Origin of the sequence: Parvularcula mediterranea, from assembly GCF_013085255.1 — a bacterium.
In the GTDB taxonomy this organism is placed as follows: domain Bacteria; phylum Pseudomonadota; class Alphaproteobacteria; order Caulobacterales; family Parvularculaceae; genus Parvularcula; species Parvularcula mediterranea.
This window is the reverse complement of the sequence record NZ_JABFCX010000002.1, coordinates 1,225,420-1,238,995: the sequence shown is the minus strand read 5'-3', so window position 1 is coordinate 1,238,995 and position 13,576 is coordinate 1,225,420. Positions and strand designations below refer to the sequence as shown.

Annotated in this window: 9 protein-coding genes, 1 tRNA gene and 1 pseudogene; 7 read left to right on the top strand and 4 right to left on the bottom strand. The window is 58.7% G+C overall.

Annotated elements, in window-relative coordinates:
* Window positions 1–52: 52 nt before the first annotated feature.
* Window positions 53–295 (bottom strand): CBU_0592 family membrane protein, encoded by a 243-nt coding sequence (locus HK107_RS06585; RefSeq protein WP_173197847.1) that lies wholly within the window; start codon window positions 293–295, stop codon window positions 53–55.
* Window positions 296–343: 48 nt separating this feature from the next.
* Between HK107_RS06585 and HK107_RS06580 the strand changes: the two genes are divergently transcribed.
* From HK107_RS06580 to HK107_RS06570, 3 genes are all read left to right on the top strand, one after another.
* Window positions 344–1,255 carry an NAD(P)-dependent oxidoreductase gene (locus HK107_RS06580; protein ID WP_173197846.1) on the top strand — a complete coding sequence of 304 codons (912 nt, stop codon included), beginning with the start codon at window positions 344–346 and terminating at the stop codon, window positions 1,253–1,255.
* Window positions 1,256–1,919: 664 nt separating this feature from the next.
* Window positions 1,920–7,181: an RHS repeat domain-containing protein gene (locus HK107_RS06575; protein WP_173197845.1), complete on the top strand. Its 5,262-nt coding sequence runs from the start codon at window positions 1,920–1,922 to the stop codon at window positions 7,179–7,181.
* 38 nt (window positions 7,182–7,219) lie between these two features.
* Window positions 7,220–7,726, top strand: a complete 507-nt coding sequence (locus tag HK107_RS06570; RefSeq protein WP_173197844.1) for a hypothetical protein — start codon at window positions 7,220–7,222, stop codon at window positions 7,724–7,726.
* Between the two features lie 326 nt (window positions 7,727–8,052).
* Here the strand turns inward: HK107_RS06570 and HK107_RS16070 are convergent, their stop codons facing one another.
* Window positions 8,053–8,217, bottom strand: coding sequence for an HGGxSTG domain-containing protein (locus HK107_RS16070; protein ID WP_408636659.1), 165 nt, complete (start codon window positions 8,215–8,217; stop codon window positions 8,053–8,055).
* A 1,167-nt stretch (window positions 8,218–9,384) separates the two neighbouring features.
* Between HK107_RS16070 and HK107_RS06565 the strand changes: the two genes are divergently transcribed.
* The 3 genes and pseudogenes from HK107_RS06565 to HK107_RS16065 form a co-directional block, all read left to right on the top strand.
* A complete protein-coding gene (locus HK107_RS06565; protein ID WP_173197843.1) occupies window positions 9,385–10,461 on the top strand; it encodes a hypothetical protein in 1,077 nt (358 codons plus the stop codon).
* Window positions 10,458–10,640 carry a hypothetical protein gene (locus tag HK107_RS06560; protein WP_173197841.1) on the top strand — a complete coding sequence of 61 codons (183 nt, stop codon included), beginning with the start codon at window positions 10,458–10,460 and terminating at the stop codon, window positions 10,638–10,640. The genes HK107_RS06565 and HK107_RS06560 overlap by 4 nt, the downstream gene beginning before the upstream one ends.
* Window positions 10,628–11,692, top strand: a pseudogene (locus HK107_RS16065) (recombinase family protein); the annotation flags it as partial. The gene HK107_RS06560 and the pseudogene HK107_RS16065, both read left to right, overlap by 13 nt.
* A gap of 60 nt (window positions 11,693–11,752) precedes the next feature.
* On the opposite strand, the gene HK107_RS06545 reads toward HK107_RS16065, so the two are convergent.
* Both HK107_RS06545 and HK107_RS06540 read right to left on the bottom strand, forming a co-directional pair.
* On the bottom strand, window positions 11,753–11,974 hold the full coding sequence (locus tag HK107_RS06545; RefSeq protein ID WP_173197839.1) for a hypothetical protein: 222 nt from the start codon (window positions 11,972–11,974) through the stop codon (window positions 11,753–11,755).
* Between the two features lie 234 nt (window positions 11,975–12,208).
* Window positions 12,209–12,295: transfer RNA gene (locus tag HK107_RS06540), tRNA-Leu, on the bottom strand.
* A 143-nt stretch (window positions 12,296–12,438) separates the two neighbouring features.
* Here HK107_RS06540 and HK107_RS06535 point away from each other — a divergent pair.
* The gene (locus tag HK107_RS06535; RefSeq protein WP_173197836.1) at window positions 12,439–13,404 is read left to right on the top strand and encodes a complex I NDUFA9 subunit family protein; all 966 of its coding nucleotides are present in this window, start codon (window positions 12,439–12,441) and stop codon (window positions 13,402–13,404) included.
* The last annotated feature ends 172 nt before the right edge of the window (window positions 13,405–13,576 follow it).

The following is a 13,576-nucleotide window of genomic DNA, read 5'->3' as shown; positions in this document are numbered from 1 at the left end:
GTCATCGCTCCTTTTGGGAAAGGAGGCGGTGTCGAGACCAAAAGCGAAAAGGTCAAGCTTTGCGCCGCTTCAGGATCTTGACGATCCCGTAGACACTGATCGCAATCCAGCAGACCTCAATAACGAACGACGCCAGATTGAAGGTGTGGGTCAGCGAGACGAGAATGAGGAGCGCGCCCACCAGGTTCAGCACGGGATAGCCAAGCTGGTCCGAAGCGAGCTTTTCTGTCTGCAGAAGGAAGTAGGCCGCGAGGATGAGACCCACGCCGATGAGACCGATAATGTCGAAGATCATGGCCGCCCTTTCGAATGGCCTCCCCTCGCCGTCAAGAAGGGCTTCGCGATGACCCTCCTCACCTTGCGCGTTCACTCCCCGACCCCCGACGATGTGCTGCGCCATCTGCACCCGATGCTGCCCGAAGGCGTCCTGGTGACCGGTGAGCCAGTGACAGGCAAAGGACCCTCGGCCCTCATCGCCTTCAGCGCGCCTGATGACGAAGATATAGGCCGCTATGACTGGATCCATATCGGCGGCGCAGGCATCGACCGGATCGCTGCGGCGCTCAAAGGCTCGAGCAAGACACCCATCCTGACACGGACGATTGGAGCGATGGGCCATCAGATGGCGGAGTATGTCCTGAGCTACATCCTCGCCGACCTGCAGAAGCACGGTTTCCGAGCTGCGCGCGAGGCGGAAAGAGACTGGCAAAAGGAAGCCTCGCTCCCGACCTATCTCTTCGACCAGACCGTGGCGATCTTCGGCACGGGCCCCATAGGCCGGGGCGTCGCAGAAGCCCTCACCCCCCTCTGCCGCGAGGTCACAGGCTACTCCCGCTCTGGTCGCGAGGCGGAGGGCTTTACGAGGACCCTCCCCCTCGAACGCTTCGACGGCGCAGACATCGTCATCGCAGCGCTCCCCGCAACAAGAGAAACCGACGGCATCATCGGCAAGGTGCTCCTTGAACGGATGAAAGGTGCGCTCTTCATGAACATAGGCAGGGGCGCTGTCGTCGACGATGACGCGCTCCTGAGGGCCCTCGACAACGGCACCGTGCGCCGGGCCATCCTCGACGTCTTCCGAAAAGAACCTCTGCCTAAAGACCATCCGTACTGGCCCCACCCAGAGGTCACCGTCACGCCCCACGTCTCAGGCGTCACAAGACCGATCGACATCGCCGAAGCCTTCGCTGAACGCCTGCCCAAGTTCCTCGCGAAACGGCTAGGCAGCGAAGTGGACCTCAAGCGCGGCTACTGATGGGATGATAGCGCAGACGAGCGGAGACGGGGACAAGTCCTCTGAAGGCTCGATAGACGAGATCACCCGCACCAACGCTCCCGCCGGAAGGCGCCCGACCGGGCGTCCGGGCCGGTTAGGCCCGCCCCATCCGCGCTCAAGTAGCGAAGCGGTAGCGCAGACGAAAATGCGGGCGCCACGCGCCGTGAGATAGGAGAAACCATTCGCCCAGCGACATCATAGCGGAGAAGAAAGGCCAGCCCCTGCCGGGGCATTCGCCACTTTCAAAACCTCCCCGGAGGTTTTGAAAGTGGCGAATGGTGCACCGAAGAGGCTAAAGATGGGCACTGGCTAGTCGCAGTGGAGCGCTAACGGCTACATGCTGGTGTCCGGGCGCGAAGAACACGCGTTGAGCTGGGTGAGCGATGTCGTTAGTGTCGCTTGGTGAGCCCCGACCTGCTCAGGCCAGTCCGACCAAAGAGCCTCAACGCCTTTCCGATTCGGCTAGAAAGCCCGCATACAAACCGCTGCGGGTGAGCTGCAATTACACTGCCAACAAGAGTTGAAACCGCCTGCTGTTCAGGCATCCTTTCGACTGTAGTTGGCTTGTGAGTTTCTAGTGCGAACTGTTCAAATTTTCGACAATTTTTTCGTTGCGTTCAGGTGGTTTCTAGCAACAGTGGTAATGTGGTGGGTACTGTCACTCCCGCAGGCGCTGGCACAGCAGTCGTATGCGGAGCCATTTGATCACACGACAATGCTCGCCAACTTTGCGCCGTCTAGCATTACGGGCGAACTAGCTCCTCTGGGCCAGGGGCTGATGGGTGAGCAGTACGACCTGAACACTGGCCAGATCTCGTTTCGGCACGTCGATGTCTCGATCCCGGGAAACTCCGGACTGCCCGTAGAATTTGCTCGGGTAGCTCGCGGTCATGGGTTTGAAGGCGGAGTGAACGCACATCCTAACCGCCCTCTCGGCACATGGGACGTCGATGTTCCGTTCATCGCATTCAGGCAGCTGGTAACGCACCACAACGCTCCGACGACAGGTTCCTACGAAGCAAACAAGATTGTCTCCATCGGCATGAAGCTCAACGTCCCTGGTCAGGGCATCAAGCCCGTCAGGAATCTGAGCGGGCAGCAAGTTACTTCGGGTGGTGGATCCGTGACCAGTGATCTTGGTGCCGGAAGAGCATCTTCACCCGGTTTCATGGCAACCAATGACCATTGGCTGATATATGCGCCCGGCAACCACTCTGAGGGCACCGGATACCTAGCCATCTCACCAACGGGCGTGAAGTATAAGCTGGATCAGGTAATCCGTCGCTATGCAGGCCAATTTGAGTACAAGCTGCTGCAGGGTGAGCCATGGGTTCGCGCAGATACTGTCTACTACATGCCTAGCGTGATCACCGATGCATACGGCAACACCGTTCAGTATACGTATAATAATTTTGGCGTGACTCAAATCGTGGCCAATGATGGCCGCCAGATCGATATCACGTACCAGACCAGCCGCATCTCTCAGGTCACTGCAAACGGCAGAACATGGACCTATGCCTACAAACCGAACTCAGACGAGCTTGATCGGGTAACGCTTCCGAACAGCACGTACTGGGAACTAGACGTCGCCCCTCTTTACGAGGATCCTCACTACCTATGTGAGATGGAAAGACAGTCAGATCAGGCCGGGCAAAATGCGATCTGGCCAGTCCGTGTACGTCATCCGAGCGGAGCAATCGGCGAATTTGACCTCCGTATGGTCAGTCACATCGTCGAAGACCCGATTTCCTATCCCTATGTGCCAGGTGACCCTGGCCCTGCAACCAACCGCGCTACGGCTTGCTCCTACGGAGCTCCATTCGCTTGGCAGTTCTTCAGCCTCTCGCTCACGGAGAAGCGGCTCTACGCGCACTCTGGCGCAACTGCAGACAAGTGGACCTACAACTACCACGAGGAGCCGGGCCAATGGTCTCGCGCTTCCGCCACAATGAAGTGGGCATGGGGGGCGACGGTCAACACCGACCTTACTCAGCGCACGGTCATTGACTCAGAGGGCCACCGCACCGTCACGTACATCAACCGGGTCCAGGCCGGGACTTCCGAAGGCCAGATCGACCGCATCGAGAGATACGAGACTGCCACTAGCACCACACCGTTAGAGGTCGTTCACTATGACGAATACGACAGCCACCAAACGCAGGTTGTCGACATCAATGGTGCGCCTTTGTCGACTCAGTTCCGACACCTTCCCCAAAAGGTGCGCATCGTGCGCGGTGCAGATATCTACACGACCGAGTACTTCCGCGAGTTCAATCCCTCAAACACGAACTACGCCTACTTCGAGCCACACAAGATCATTCAATCCAGCAATCTTCAGACTGATCAACGGACCATCGACTTAGAGTTCGATGCTGAACCCGCCGACTGGATCATCAGGTTGCTCACGAAGCGCACCATCGATGGAAAGCTGATTGACGAACTCGAGTACGACACTGGCTTTAAGGGTAAGATCCACCGCCATTTCGCATTCGGCACCCTCTCCTCTCAGTTTGGGTATCACTCAGGCGGTGTTCAAGCCGGCGCCCTTCGGTACCATGAACTTTTCTTGGCCGCAGGCGGTGTTGATAGGCGTACAGAGTATCACAGCTGGAAGCGCGGGCTGCCAAAGCGCATTGACCGGAATGACGGTAACTCCGTTCACCGCGACGTCGATGATAACGGATGGGTCACAAGCCAGACTGATGCCGTCGGCACAGTGGTGAGTTACGAGTACAACTCGATGGGCTGGCTGACGAAAATCGACCGGCCTGGAAGTTGGGGTGACAGCATCATTGACTACCAGAACGTCGGAACGTCGAATTTCCATCAGAGAGAACGTCAAGGCGACAGGTATAGTCAAATCTACTATGACGGGTTCTTCCGCCCGTGGCTCACGCGTTCCTGGGACAATACGGATCAAGCAGGGACCGCATCCGTTGTGAGGACCGCGTATGACGGATTGGGGCGTCCTGTCTTCACAAGCCATCCGTCGGCAGACTGGTCTCCACAGGATGGGTTCGAGACGACCTATGACGCCCTTGGTCGCGTGACCAAGGTTCGAGAAAACATTTCACCGTACGCAACGACCACGACAAATTATCTGAACGGTCATCGAACACAGATCATTGATCCAGAGGGACACCACAAAAACATCCACCGCAGTGGGTATGGATCCCCGAACGACGGCTACGTCACCAATATCAACGAGTGGACTGGGGGCCATACGCACCTGCGCACCACCGTGATGGCCTACGATGACTGGGGGAACATCCGCACAGCTCGCCAGTACGGTAACTCCGGAGGCTTCTCGGCTGACTTCACCCAGACCTACTCCTATGACGGCAGCCTGCGTCTCTGTCAGCACCACACGCCGGAGCAGGGTTCAAAGCTCTTCCGGTATAACCATGCGGGAGAACTCACTCAGTGGGCTGAGGGCCAACCACAAACATCGGGCTGCGGCTCGATGCCGAGTGGCGCTACGATCAACCAGAGCTACACCCTTCTCGGACAGCCGGACATAACCGATTTCCCGGGCTCCACGCCTGACATCAATCGTGACTATGACCTCAACGGCAACCCGTATGAAGTGTTCCGAGGGTCGGGCTCGACACAAAGCCGTTGGAGCTATCGCTACGACTATCTCGGGGATGCCGATCTCCTTCGCGAAGAGACCCTTAGATACGAAGGCAGAACGTTCAGGACCGACTACAACAACCAAGTCGGCGGACAACTCAACCGAAGGAAGCTCGTGACCGGAGACTGGGTTGCGTTCTATCCAAACGCGCTGGGCCAAGCGACAGCAGCGACCAATCTGGGAACGACGGACAGCTACGCGTCCAATCTGACGTACCATCGCAACGGCATGCTCAGTCAGATGAATCTGGGCAATGGCAGTGTGTTCAACATGGACATCAATGCCCGCCAACAGGTCGAGAAGATCAGCTACTCCTCTGGGTTCGACCTTCGCTACACGTACGACAATGTTGGCCGTGTGCTGAGCATCAACGACTTCAACGATGACGTCGAGGGCGATCGCACCTTCTCCTACGACGGCATGGGGCGCCTCAAGACGGCTCAGGGCCCGTGGGGTTCGGGTTCTTTCTCTTATGACCCAGTGGGCAACATCATGGAGAAGGTGCTCGGCGGTCGGACTGTCGATATCGAGTATGACAGTAATAATCGGCTTGAACGCTACAGCGATAGCGCGACGAACGATGGCTGGCTGAACTCGAGCTACGATAGCCGAGGCAACGTCCTCTCGGACGGTAAGCGAACCTTCGTCTACGATCTCGCGAACCAACCGACGCAGGTCACGGTCGGGTCTCAGCCGATTGTCTCGAGCGTGATCCCAAGTACGATCGACCTCGGCGGTGCCGGATACACGAAATGGGGTAGCGGTATGCCAGCTTCTGGGCCCCCATCCGACTGGACCTTCGCGAATGGCGTGGCGTCGATCGACATTGCTCCACGATCTTGGGCTCCCGTGGTCAGTCGAAACGTAATTCATGCGCAGGAGGGGGAACGATATCGTGTGACTCTCGACATTAAAGCCGACGGGACAGTGCAAGATCGCCCCGGAGAAACGGGACGGCACATTGGGATTCTAATTAGACGTCTTGATGGCGACTACCAAGAAGAGGCACAAAGAGATGCCGCGGTCAAAATGGTTGATCTTCAGGGAGATGGTGTATGGCGAACCTATACCCTTGAGTACACAGCTACCAGCAACGACACCTTCCTACGACCGCGCGTCTACAGGCGTGCAATCTTAGATGGCAACGGAACGGTGAGCATCCGGAACTTCCGTGCCGAGAGGATCGAGGACGGCTCGACGACCACCAACTATACCTACGACGGCAATCTCAAGCGGATCAAAGCTGTTGAGGGTGGTGTGACGACCTATTTCGTTTACGGATCGTCGGGTGCGCTGCTGCACAAGTTGAAAGTTGAGGCGGGGCAGCCTGATGAGGCAACGGACTATATTTCTGTTGCTGGCCGATCACTGGCGCGGATCACCAATGGTGAGGTGACTTATGTCTACGCGGATCATCTGGGTTCGAACAGTGTTCTGGCCGATGACCAGGGGAACGTGATCGCTAAGGAGACCCTCACCCCCTACGGCGAAGTCTGGGCGGGATCGAGCCCGACCAACGACAACGGACCGACGTTTACTGGTCACGTGCGCGACAGCGCAACTGGCCTCACTTACATGCAAGCGAGGTACTACAACCCAGTGGTTGGGAGGTTTCTTGCAAAGGATCCGGTTGAGTTCGACACGGGTGGGCCCGCTTACTTCAATAGATACTCGTATGCACTCAACAGCCCCACGACAATAATAGACCCAATGGGACTTTGTGGAACTCGTGCGGAGCGCTACCAAGATTGTACGATAAACATCCATGATCGCGAAGATCTCACCCCTGAGGAGGAAGCCGCTGTCGCCGAGCTTGAGGCGCAGATAAAGATTGTTGGAGGAGCGATTGCGGACGGTGGCACTGAGGAAGAGGTTGCGGCTTGGGAGGAAATATCTGCGTTTAATATCCGTCCTAAGACACACAATTCGAAAGATCCTCAGCGTTATGCAACGGCAAACGTTGGTACCGATAATTCAGTAGACGTATGGAAGGGAGGAGTTGATGCTGTCGCCAAGGCCGCTTCTGAAGGCAATGTCAAGTTTTCGCCCTCTGATCTATCAGCTCACATAGTTATTCATGAGGTATACCACTTTACCGCATCGGATCGAAATCGGCGGGCACGCGCACTGGCAGAGCCTTTTCTCGCGCAGAAGCTTGCATTCAAGCGGGCAGAATACCAGAATGATGTGGAGTCCCGCGAGGCCGGTAAACGTCTGGGTGTCATTTCCGAAGGGTATCGTGGCGCCGCATACAGAATTGGAACTTGGTGACTTAGATGCGTTCATTCATAGTGCGGAGTAGTGTCCTCTTGCTGACCTTCCTAGCTTGCTCGTGCGCCCACGACGAGAAGCTCACGGAAAGTCAGTACTTATACATTCCCGTTTTGCCAGACAGTAAAACATCATATGCTATCGATGTTAAGGCGCGTTCGGTTGAGCGCTTAGACACATATTCATTTGATACTATTTCTGGGCCGATCGATGTATGTTCAACTTCGGAGATTAAATGCCTAACCATCCCGGCAATGAATGCTCGGATTAGCATCCCAATTGATGTATCGATCGTAGACTGGACGGTTAAGGAAACACAGTTCACCGTCTCAAATGTGCTTGCGGATGGTTGGTTAGTCACAGCGCGATCGAATGATGGCTATCTAACAGTTTACGAGTATGACTTCTGTCGTGGTGTACAAACCATAGTCGTGTGGAATTCTGAACCTGCAGGCTTCGTGACTGGAATTTTTGCTGCCGATGGAATCGGTTTGTTTTCGTCCAAAGATGCCTGTGATACTCGAGCATCCGAAGCGCTTGATTAGAGCTAGGCTAGGTTTTTCAGTGATCGCTCTTTTCTCGAGAGACAACAGTCAAATTTACTTGCCAAACCGACATAGGAAAAGCGACCGGCTTAGGGCGCCTGAGAGTGCGGTGCCTGGATAACCTTTCCTTGGAATTTGGCCCGTAGATGTTGATTCGTTAGTGCACTTAGAGCCAAAATGGCAGGTACATAGCCTGAGACCTAACTCACGAACGATCATTTTGAAGTATTGTTTCCAGAACCCGGGTGCAATTGCTCTTTTAATGGTGTCCGAGTGTGTGTCAGCCCGGGCCAGAGACCCGAGTAGAACTTCTCATCGCGTTACCCTCACCTTTTTGTCGAATCCGTAGCCTTTCCTCCGTGCAGCCGACACCTTTTCCGTCCGCGCATCGCTGGGGCTTGCCATTGCGCACCCTGCCGGTTCTTTTCTCCGCAGCGCAGGGTCAGGTTCAGCCTGTAGGCTGGGCTGGTAACAGAGAGCTTGGGGTTCATGTAGTTGTCCTCCATTCTCGCTCTGCCCCTCCCAAGGGCCCTGAATGTTGATCGTCGCCGCAACTTGGGTCCTCGCATCGGTGCAGTGTTTATAGTGATGGACATGGACCGTCTGCTTCCTCTCTCCCCACCGCGTTTCAGCAGGCCATCAATCAGCTTCGTCATGCTGCCTTGCGCCTTAGTACCAAGCCGCAGGTTCATCTCACGAGCCTCAAACGTCTGTTCAGGTATAGCCGCCCTCCGGAGGCACTCCGCTGAAGCCGAGCTTGCAAGCAAGACTTGGCTCGCGACGGGCGCTTCAAGCTCCTCGGACGGCTTAAGGCTCAGCATCGCTGCCATCTGCTGGGACGCGCGCTGAGCATTAGCCTACTGCGGGGAAACGCTCGGCGATGACCGCCAGAATGTAGTATCCCGGAGGCGCAGTAGCGAAGTGACGATGCGATACCTGGTGCAGGCCCGCTGAGGAGCATCTGGCTCTAATCTCTCGATCCCTAGGCCCCCGTGATCAGTAACACGGGGGCCTCCACCGACATGGGCTCCGCTTGAGCGTTCTCAGGGGGCTCAGAGCAGGGGTTCAGCCGGGTCTGATCCCGTCGCCTTCGCCAAGGCGGCTTGCGTAGCAAGCCGTATGGCAGCCCTTCCCTCGCTCTGAAGGTGCAGGGTCAAGGGCGGCCCGGAAGGGCCGCCACGGCGCAGCCGGGGTTCCCTTGAGGCTGCAGCTTCGCAGCGAGTAGCTCACCAGGGAAAGAAAGGGCATCGCGCAACTCGTTATCCCTCGTGGACGTCACGCCGTTCGAGCTGAAGCGGCTTTGGAAGCCGCTTCCTGCATCTCACCTACACTTCACCCATAACCTTCGTTCAAATGACCTGCATGTTCGGGTGTATTTCCGTATACCGACTCATTGGTGACTGACGCTCCCGATCACGGAGCCGATATGTCAGTCTACACACCAACCTTACCCCCTGCTGGTGACCTTGCCATCAAGAACCGGGCCGCCTCATTACGGGTCCTACCCAGATCAAAAAGACGCATGTCCCTTAAGGGCCAAGATGAACCTTCGGTAAGTGCCCTTAAGGGCAGTACGAGGGACCCGGTTGACGCCCAACACGTGGCGCGTAGCAAAGCGAAGCGCCTCTCCCGTGATCTCGTTTCATAAGGAGAGAACCGTGAACGACACCTTCCGCCCTCTGATCTCCGGCATCGACAGCCTCTATCTAAGCTTCGACGTCGACCCCCGGCCAAGCGCCATCGACTTTGCCGAGCTTGATTACCTCAAGCAGCTTCTTCGCGATGACCCGAAACGCTCAGTCCACCGCATGACCCTCGGCGGGCTGGAGCTAGGCCTCCTGCCGTCAGGGCAGTTCCCCTACGCCCATGTCTTCGAGCATCCGCACTTCACCCTGAAGCTCGCGGAGCGGATGAGCCCGGCCCTCTTTGTGGAGTTCCGCTCCGAAGCCCTTTGGCACTTTGGGTCAGTCGCCTTGGTGCAGAGCGTTCGGGACTGGTGCGGAGCCCTTGGCATGACACCCTTGGGGCCTGATCGGGTGAGCCGCGTCGATGTCGCCTTCGACACGCACCTCCCGGTGATGGACTTTTGCCTCGATCACTTCGTGACGCGGCTGCGGCGGGACAAACGCTTCCGGCGCTCAGGCCAGGTCCAGACGATGCATCTTGGCTCGGGCGACCTCCAGCTCCGCGTTTATGACAAGAGCGCCGAGATCGTCGAGGCTAGCAGCAAGACGTGGTTCCACCCACTTTGGGGTATCAAGGACGATGTCTGGCGCATCGAATGGCAGCTTCGGCGTGAGGCCTTGAAGGAACGGGGTATCGACAGCTTTCACGATCTCGGGGCCAGGCTTTCCGGCGTTCTCGTGAGCCTCGCATCGGATCACACGAGCCTGAGGCAGCCCTGCGATGACCAGAACCGCTCCCGCTGGCCCCTCCACCTCCTCTGGCGTAATCTCATCGAACGCTCACGGAGCTTCGCAGGCTTCGATATCGAGACGCCACAGGAGCGATGGCCCGACAGCTTGGCGGTAGTCCATGAGCGCTCCGCCCTCGCGATCCTCGGCTATCTCAAGCGCTTTGCAGCGGAAGCCAGCCTTTTGGAGGGTGGTGATCACATCCTGAGCACGGACGATGCCCTCGCGCTCCTTTTGAGGCGCGCCAACGACAATTGTCCTGGGCCTCTCTGGGACGCCGACGTCCGGGCCAAGATGGATGCGCTGGAGGTCAAGCGATGAGCAAGACCATGCAGCCTGCCGCTAACGACAACGCGCCTTCTGTTCGCTTCGAAGGATCCTTCCCGCCGCACATCACAGTCGAGGAGCTTGCGCTGTTCGAATCCCATGCTGCAGACTTGATCGCTGAGCTTCTGGCAGCCAACGACAATGACGAGGGACAAAGACCATGCGCGCGGTGATCTATGCGAGGGTGTCCACGGGCCAGCAGGCCGAAGCGGAGCTTTCGATCCCCGATCAGATTGCGAGGTGCCAGGACTATATTCGTGCCAAAGGCTGGAGCGGCGAAGCGGAATTCGTTGATCGCGGCTACAGTGCGACCACGGACAACCGGCCTGAGCTTCAGGCGATGCTAGGGTCCGCGAAGGGCACACCGCGCCCCTTCGACGTCATCGTCGTTCATTCGCAGTCCCGCTTTGCGCGATCCCTGACCGACCTCCTGATCCACGAACGCGCCTTGCAAAAAGCGGGCGTCAAGCTCGTCTCGATCAGCCAGGACTTCGGTGATGCCGAGACCGCTCCGATGATGCGGGCCATGATCGGGATGTTCGATGAGCACCAGAGCCGGGAGACCTCCAAGCACACCACCCGCGCCATGCTGGAGAATGCCCGTCAGGGCTTCTGGAACGGGAGCCAGCCGCCATTGGGCTACCGGACTCACGTCGCCGAGACCCGGGGCAAGAAGCAAAAGAAGAAGCTGGAGATCGACCCGGCAGAAGCCGAGATCGTGAAGCTCATCTTCGCGCTTTACGTCACCGGCGATGGCCGGAAAGGGCCGATCGGCGTCACGGCTATTGCAGGACAGCTCGGCAGGCTTGGGCTCAAGACGCGGCGCGGGACCGCCTTCACCAAGCAGTTCATCACCAAAATCCTCCGTAACGAGACCTATATCGGCGAATACTGGTTCGGCCGCGCCTGCGCCAAGACCGGCGCGCTTCGCCCGTCTGCGGACTGGGTGAAGATGGATGTCCCCGCGATCATCGAACCGCAGGTCTTTGCCAAGGCTGCAGAGAAGCTTGAACGCCAGCACCCGCTCAAGACCCCGCCCCGGGTGACGACCAGCAAGGTACTCCTAACGGGCCTCGCTACATGCTCGGCATGCGGAGGGCCCTTGCGGATCGCGACGGGCAAGGCAGGCCGCTACCGCTACTATAAATGCGCCCGCAAGCTCGATAGCGGCAAGGCCCGCTGCGATGGCGTGTCTGTCCCCGAAGCGGCCCTCGACAGCGCTGTGACCGAGGCTGTTCTCGACGAAGCCCTTGCCCCTTCGCGCCTCAGCGAGATGCTTCCTCTACTAATCAAGCGGCTTCAGGACAGGCGCGGCGATCAGGCTGCCGCCATCCGTGACCTCAGGAACCGCAAGGCCGCCGAGACCCGAAAGCTCCAGCGGCTCTACGACCTCCTCGCCGAGGGCGCGCTCGAACTCGACACGGTTCTCCGTGGAAAGATCGACAGCGGCAAAGATGCGATCGCCCGCATCAACCATCAGCTCGCGAGGATCGAAGCGGCGACTCAAGCCCCGCTGGCAGCGCTCTCAAGCGCGAAGATCGAAGCCTTCGCCAAAGCCGCCCGAACCCGCCTCACAGACCAAGCCGACCCAAGCTTCCGCCGCGCCTATCTCAGGACGCTCGTCTCCGATGTATCCGTGTCCAAGGAAGCCATCACGATCCAAGGCCCCAACGCCGCCATACTCGCCAAAGCGACTGCGCCAAGCGGGAGCGGGCTCGAAGTGCCCAGTTTTGACCAGGAATGGTGCCCAGAAGAGGACTCGAACCTCCACGTCCATACGGACACCAGCACCTGAAGCTGGCGCGTCTACCAATTCCGCCACCTGGGCAGGTGGAGGGCGCGCCATACCTTTCTGGTGAGGCTCGCGTCAAGAAGCATTCATGCCCTCTGGGCAAAAGAGCGGGCTTGTCCTAACGGGCGGGGCTGATAGGCGATCCTCACGCTGTGAGACGCAAGGAAACGAGGCTGAACATGTCGAAACTGGTCACTGTCTTTGGGGCGTCGGGCTTCCTCGGCCGGCATGTGGTGCGCGAGCTGGCGAAGCGCGGGCACAGGGTACGCGCCGCTGTGCGCAGGCCCCATGACGCAGTGTTCCTCCAGCCCATGGGCGCGGTTGGGCAGATCCAGCTCTTCCAGTCGAACGTGCGCTACCGCACCTCGGTCTCCGATGCGCTGGCTGGGGCTGATGCCTGCGTGAACCTGGTCGGCATCCTCGCCGAGGGCGGCAAGCAAAAGTTCCAGGCGGTGCAGGCCGACGGCGCCGAGCATATCGCCCGGGAATGCGCCCGTGGGGGTATCGACAATGTCGTCCACGTCTCCGCCATCGGCGCCGACGCGGAGAGTGAAAGCGTCTATGCCCGCACCAAGGCCGAGGGCGAGGCCGCGATGCGCGAGCACCTTGGCGACAAGGTCACCGTGGTCCGCCCCTCAATCGTGTTCGGTCCGCAGGATGACTTCTTCAACCGCTTTGCCGAGATGGCCCGCATGGCCCCTGCCCTGCCCCTGATCGGTGGCGGCAAGACGAAGTTCCAGCCGGTCTATGTGGACGACATCGCCGACGCGATCGCCCGCCTGATCGACGGCGAGGCCGAGACCGGCGGCGCCTATGAGCTTGGCGGCCCTGAGGTCCTGACCTTCAAGGAATGCCTCGAGCTGATGCTCAAGATCGTCGACCGCCGCCGTCCGCTGGTCCCGGTCCCGTTCTTCGCAGCGAAGCCGATGGGCCAGATGGGCGACCTCGTCTCCAAGCTGCCGATCATCCAAGCTCCGATTACGGAAGATCAGGTCAAGATGCTCAAGCGCGACAACATCGTCGGCGAGGGCGTGAAGACCTTCGACGATCTCGGCATCACGCCAGAGACCCTCGACGCGGTCCTGCCGACCTACCTCTTCCGCTACCGGAAGCAGGGGCAGTTCTCGCCGGAAGTGCCTGTTTGAGGGCTCGTCCCAGCACAGATACCCGCCCGTAGGCGGTTCCGAAGCGTTGCGGGAGCCCGGGCGCAGCCTTGGCCGTGCGTAAGCTGATAGTTTGTATGCGCAGCACAAGGCCGCGCCCGGCGGTGCTTTATGCGAGAGGCCATGTCCGTGGGGCTTTGAGACCCGGCGGCTA

Coding starts and splice junctions, on each gene's coding strand:
- HK107_RS06585 (WP_173197847.1), bottom strand. CDS start 295: ATGATCTTCGACATTATCGGTCTCATCGGCGTGGGTCTCATCCTCGCG.
- HK107_RS06580 (WP_173197846.1), top strand. CDS start 344: ATGACCCTCCTCACCTTGCGCGTTCACTCCCCGACCCCCGACGATGTG.
- HK107_RS06575 (WP_173197845.1), top strand. CDS start 1,920: ATGTGGTGGGTACTGTCACTCCCGCAGGCGCTGGCACAGCAGTCGTAT.
- HK107_RS16070 (WP_408636659.1), bottom strand. CDS start 8,217: ATGAACCCCAAGCTCTCTGTTACCAGCCCAGCCTACAGGCTGAACCTG.
- HK107_RS06560 (WP_173197841.1), top strand. CDS start 10,458: ATGAGCAAGACCATGCAGCCTGCCGCTAACGACAACGCGCCTTCTGTT.
- HK107_RS06535 (WP_173197836.1), top strand. CDS start 12,439: ATGTCGAAACTGGTCACTGTCTTTGGGGCGTCGGGCTTCCTCGGCCGG.